6 protein-coding genes and 1 pseudogene are annotated in these 4,457 nt (G+C 57.5%); 4 read left to right on the top strand and 3 right to left on the bottom strand.

The window, feature by feature from the left end; genetic code table 11:
* Positions 1-242 (top strand): annotated as a pseudogene (locus tag NW819_RS02435) (GTP-binding protein); the annotation flags it as partial.
* Here the strand turns inward: NW819_RS02435 and lipA are convergent.
* Positions 239-1,093, bottom strand: coding sequence for a lipoyl synthase (gene lipA / locus NW819_RS02440; RefSeq protein WP_414406391.1), 855 nt, complete (start codon positions 1,091-1,093; stop codon positions 239-241). The pseudogene NW819_RS02435 and the gene lipA overlap by 4 nt on opposite strands.
* A gap of 223 nt (positions 1,094-1,316) precedes the next feature.
* Complete coding sequence (locus NW819_RS02445) at positions 1,317-1,811, bottom strand: DUF4079 domain-containing protein (RefSeq protein WP_414412786.1); 495 nt, start codon at positions 1,809-1,811, stop codon at positions 1,317-1,319.
* Between the two features lie 54 nt (positions 1,812-1,865).
* On the opposite strand from NW819_RS02445, the gene NW819_RS02450 reads away from it, so the two are divergent.
* Positions 1,866-2,021 (top strand): hypothetical protein, encoded by a 156-nt coding sequence (locus NW819_RS02450; protein ID WP_414390993.1) that lies wholly within the window; start codon positions 1,866-1,868, stop codon positions 2,019-2,021.
* A 255-nt stretch (positions 2,022-2,276) separates the two neighbouring features.
* Here the strand turns inward: NW819_RS02450 and NW819_RS02455 are convergent, their stop codons facing one another.
* Complete coding sequence (locus NW819_RS02455) at positions 2,277-2,513, bottom strand: DUF3148 domain-containing protein (RefSeq protein WP_011429589.1); 237 nt, start codon at positions 2,511-2,513, stop codon at positions 2,277-2,279.
* A 510-nt stretch (positions 2,514-3,023) separates the two neighbouring features.
* Here NW819_RS02455 and NW819_RS02460 point away from each other — a divergent pair.
* Positions 3,024-3,245, top strand: a complete 222-nt coding sequence (locus NW819_RS02460) for a DUF2949 domain-containing protein (RefSeq protein WP_041436895.1) — start codon at positions 3,024-3,026, stop codon at positions 3,243-3,245.
* Positions 3,226-4,308, top strand: a complete 1,083-nt coding sequence (gene mazG / locus NW819_RS02465; protein ID WP_414344518.1) for a nucleoside triphosphate pyrophosphohydrolase — start codon at positions 3,226-3,228, stop codon at positions 4,306-4,308. The genes NW819_RS02460 and mazG overlap by 20 nt, the downstream gene beginning before the upstream one ends.
* Positions 4,309-4,457: the final 149 nt, after the last annotated feature.

Here is a 4,457-nt window from a genome sequence, read left to right on the forward strand (position 1 = left end):
GGGCTCTGCTGCTGCTGGCGGAAGGGGTGAGTTCCTGGCTGTGGGGAGACTGGGGCAACGGCCTTTTGCCGGGTCTGGTGGCGGGGGTCAGCCTGTATCGCCTGGGATCCCTGGCGCCACAGGTGCTCAGCCGGTTTGCAGCCCGAGCGTTCGGCCTGGAAGCGGGCCTTCGTGCCTTGATCGGACGGGAAAGGTTGGCTATGACAGACTGCACAGCCTCTCTGCCAAGCTCCCTGGCCTAGTTCTCAACCATTTCGGCAGCGTGGTAGGAGCTGCGCACCAATGGCCCTGAGCGCACCTGGCGAAACCCCATCTGGCGGGCTATCTGGCCCAGCTCGGCAAACTCTTCCGGAGTCCAGTAGCGTTCCACAGGGCGATGGGCCAAGGAAGGTTGTAGGTATTGCCCCAGAGTCAGACGATCGCATCCCACCGCCAGCAGATCCCGGAAAGTTTCCAGCACTTCTGCGCGGGTCTCCCCATGCCCCAGCATCAGCCCAGACTTGGTGGGTAATCCAGGATTCAGCTCCTTGACCGTTCGCAAAACCCGCAAGGACAAGTCGTAGCCGGAGCTGCGCCGTACTGCCTGGGAGAGACGTCGCACCGTTTCGATGTTGTGGTTGTAGCAGACAGGCTGAGCGGCCACCACACGGGCAATGCACTCGCGATCCCCGCGAAAGTCGGGGGTGAGCACCTCGATCTGGGTGCCGGGGCAGCGCCGCCGAATTGCCTCCATGACCTCCACAAAGCGACCGGATCCCTGGTCGGGCAGATCGTCGCGGGCCACCGAGGTGAGTACCACATAGCTGAGCCCCAGCAGCTCAACCGCCTCGGCCACTTTCTCCGGCTCTGCGGGATCCAATGGTGCGGGCCGTCCACTGGCCACCTGGCAAAAAGAGCAGGCGCGGGTGCAGATCCCTCCCATCAACAGAAATGTAGCGGTTTTTTGGCTGTAGCACTCGGCTCGGTTTGGGCAGCGCCCCTCTTCGCAAATGGTGTGCAGGCCCCGCTGCTTGATCACCTGCTGCACCGCTGAAGTCTCGCTGGCTTTACCGATGGAACGCTTGACCCAATTGGGAAGAGGGCTAACCGACATGGGAAGAACCATTGCGTTGAAGCTGGGTAGCAGCAGCAAGATAGCGCCCTTCTACAGTCGAAGGATGCAGCGCCTGCTCTGCCATTCTGACATGATGAAGCTCTGGGTTCCGAAAAGGGGAGGCCGAAGTCTTTGGGTCGACGGACTTCTCGGCTCGCACCAGCGGGACAAAGTCCTCCCAAAGCTCAGCCCTGTTCAGGGTTGCATGGGTCTTTCGGGGAGATTAAGCCACCTGGGGTGTGGTCAGCATTTGGTCGACGATGCGCTGCACAATCTGGAAGCCGGTCACCGCCTGCCAACCCAAGATCGCCAGGATCACCACGTTCAATAGAATATGCACGTTGCGCGCCCAGACTTTTTGCCCGTCTTTCATCAGCGGTGCTAGAGCCGCAGAGCTGGCCACCAAGGCCACAATGCCCAACCCAGCCAGCAGGTGAGGCCCAACAAACAGCTTGCCATTGTTCAGGTAGGTAACCCCCATGCCGCCCAGCGCCCCGAACACCATCAACACCAAGAACAGGGATCCGGCGAGGAAATGCCGCTGACCAAACTTCCCTTTGATCAGCTCTTTGCGTTCTTCTGCCGAGGCAGTGCGCACCCGTCGCGCTTGCAGACCCAGGTAAAGGGCATACAGGGCCAGCGCAAACGCCAAAATCATCAGCACAGGATGAAAGAAGGGCAAGGCCAGCTCTAGCCAGCGGGGAAGTTGAATGCTCATAGAGATCGCAGGATGGAAGAGGAAGACGCCCCCAAATTAACATGAGTTAACCTGATGCGCGGCAGTCTCCAGTCTCAGCGCAGCGGACTGGCACCCTATGGCAGGGTAACCCCCTGCGTCACTTTGTGGCTACGCAACGCTGCCGCGGCCCAGCTTTATCCCAGTCGCCAGCAAGAAAAACTCTTGCACCACTGGGGGCGGATGTGCTGAGCCCTCTACAGCGCGGCGGTGGCAGATCGCAAAACCAGCTACCAAAAGCTGGGCAGGTCTGTCAGCTACTTCGACACCGCTGACGGGAATAAGCAACTGAGCTCGCTGAAGCGTCAGAAGCGGCTAGCCGCGGTTCAGGCTATCGCGAAAGTCCGCCGGCCAGTTGAAGGCTCGCTTCTGCAGAAAGCTGCCAGCTCCCAAAGGTTCTAAAGGCCGGCAAACCCATCCAGCTGGCTCGGAGGAGAGATGGGCGTGTCAGGACAGGGATCCCACCGGCGCGAGATATTTTCCGTCTATGAGAAAGATGCCATTGGCAAACTGCACACTGTAGGTGCCCAACAGCCGCCGCTGCAGGATCACCCCTTGTTCGTGCAAGCGGATCAAATGGGCCGGGCGCAACATCGGCATTGGGTCAGCCGTTTTTAGGTAAGGAGGCATCTCCACCACTTGAACCGTTGCCCCCACCGGCAGTAAACCCTGGGCTTCAGACATAACGGGAGTCCATGTGGCAAGTGTCTCTAGCTTAGCTGAACGTAGGACGATGTATGCCCAAAACCGAACCCGAGCAGGATGACAGCATTAGGGCAGATCCCAGAGGAGCCGAACAGATTGGATCCCCGAAGAATTGTTGTAAGATTTTTATCAAGCACGAGGATTCAACGAGATAAAAAGGTAACATCTTGCAAGGTGAGTTGGTTTTTCCCACAAAGAAAAAGCAGTCGGCCTTTCGGGGTGCTGCCAACTGATCGCCAATTTGCTACCATACCATGAACTCTTGGTACCCATTTTTTGTGTCCTTGGATACGGAAACCTCATTTGCCGAGGCAATTTAGGGGTTCTCTTGTCCTGGAGCTGTGGGCGCAGGGCTTAGCAAGCTCGCCTTCGGCCTACGCACCAGCCAGATCTTTGCCGAAATTCTGTAGAAGTGTTAAGAATAGTTACATTGGTTTGCTATCTTCTCAGTTTTCATACTCGTCCTTACTTCAGCGCTGCGAAACGACCATGCTAGATCCCATTCCCCCCCCAGCCCTTGAGGAATATCTATTGGAAACGGGCATTATCGACCGTTCTCAACTGAGCCTGGCCAAGAAGCTGCAGCATCGCCAGCAAGGGCCGTTGCTGATGATCCTTTTGGAGTTGAGTTTCATCGATCTGGAGCAGCTCAGCCGCCTTTTGGATTTGGGCCGCGCCTACCCTTTTGATCATGCTGCAAACGCTGGATAGTCTTCAGCCCAACTGGCAACAGGCTCTGGCTCGGTGGTTCGCTGCTGAGCAGGGATCCCTGCTGCTGAAAAGCTGTGGGGGCCAGGATCTGGCGAAGCTGCGCAGTGTTTTGCAACAGATCTGTTCTCCTGTCCAGTCTGTTACGTTGCTAACAGAAGACTTGGAGGTGGTGGCCGGCCCATTGACGCTCCAAAGCTGGGATCCTCAAGCGACGGGCCATTTTGCCCACCTTTATCTGGAGCGTTCCGCCTCTAGCTCACACATGAGTCGTTTGGCGGCTATTGTTGCTCGGTTGCGCGCTCCCGACGGGTGTCCTTGGGATCGGGCCCAAACTCCAGAGTCTCTTACCCCCTACATTCTTGAAGAAGCGTATGAGACGGTAGCTGCCATTCGAGCCGGGGATCCGGCAGCAATTGCCGAAGAGCTGGGGGATTTGTTGTTGCAGGTGGTGTTGCAGTCTCAGATCTTTGCCGAGCAGAACCACTTTGATCTGGAAGCTGTGGCTGCGGGAATTGCCGATAAGCTCATCCGCCGTCACCCCCATGTGTTTGGGGATGCTGTGATGGCAGATCTTCCGGAGTTGCACCGCTCTTGGGAACAGATCAAGCAAAGGGAGCGACCGGATCAAAGCCTTGGCCAAAAACTGCTGCACTATGCCCAAAGTTTGCCTCCCCTAATGGCTGCCCTGAAAATTTCCTGCAAAGTGGTGGGGGCAGGGTTTGAGTGGCCAACGGTGGAGGGGATCTGGGCCAAGATCCGCGAGGAAGAAGCCGAGCTGCGTCGAGAATTGGAGAGGGATCCCCCCGATCCAACTCGGCAGGAAGCCGAACTGGGGGATCTGCTTTTTGCCCTGGTCAACTTGGGCCGTTGGTATGGTTTGGATGCTGCCCAAGCTCTAACCCAAACCAACCTGCGCTTTGCTCGCCGTTTTTTGCGCATGGAAGAGCTGGCTCAGGAACCAGCGGGATCCCTGCCCGGCGATGGCATAAGCTCCCTTCTGAAAGGACGCAGTTTCCAGGAGCTGGAAGTCCTCTGGCAACAGGCCAAGCAAGAATATCCCTAGTTTGGATATGGGGTTGAGCTGGCGCTGGCTTTGAGGGGGTATCCGCCCACACAGTCTTGGGGCAAGTTCTCTTTGTAGGGTAGGAGCTGTTCTGAGCACCTGTCTCTATGTCGGCCATGTCTCCAGTTTCTTCCTTTGAGCAAGCTGGG

It is taken from the genome of Synechococcus sp. R8-2 (assembly GCF_047461715.1).
In the GTDB taxonomy this organism is placed as follows: domain Bacteria; phylum Cyanobacteriota; class Cyanobacteriia; order Thermostichales; family Thermostichaceae; genus Thermostichus.

Excerpts from the sequence above, each read along its gene's own strand:
- mazG (WP_414344518.1), top strand. The coding sequence starts at position 3,226 with ATGCTGCAAACGCTGGATAGTCTTCAGCCCAACTGGCAACAGGCTCTG.
- NW819_RS02445 (WP_414412786.1), bottom strand. The coding sequence starts at position 1,811 with ATGAGCATTCAACTTCCCCGCTGGCTAGAGCTGGCCTTGCCCTTCTTT.
- NW819_RS02460 (WP_041436895.1), top strand. The coding sequence starts at position 3,024 with ATGCTAGATCCCATTCCCCCCCCAGCCCTTGAGGAATATCTATTGGAA.
- lipA (WP_414406391.1), bottom strand. The coding sequence starts at position 1,093 with ATGTCGGTTAGCCCTCTTCCCAATTGGGTCAAGCGTTCCATCGGTAAA.
- NW819_RS02450 (WP_414390993.1), top strand. The coding sequence starts at position 1,866 with ATGCGCGGCAGTCTCCAGTCTCAGCGCAGCGGACTGGCACCCTATGGC.
- NW819_RS02455 (WP_011429589.1), bottom strand. The coding sequence starts at position 2,513 with ATGTCTGAAGCCCAGGGTTTACTGCCGGTGGGGGCAACGGTTCAAGTG.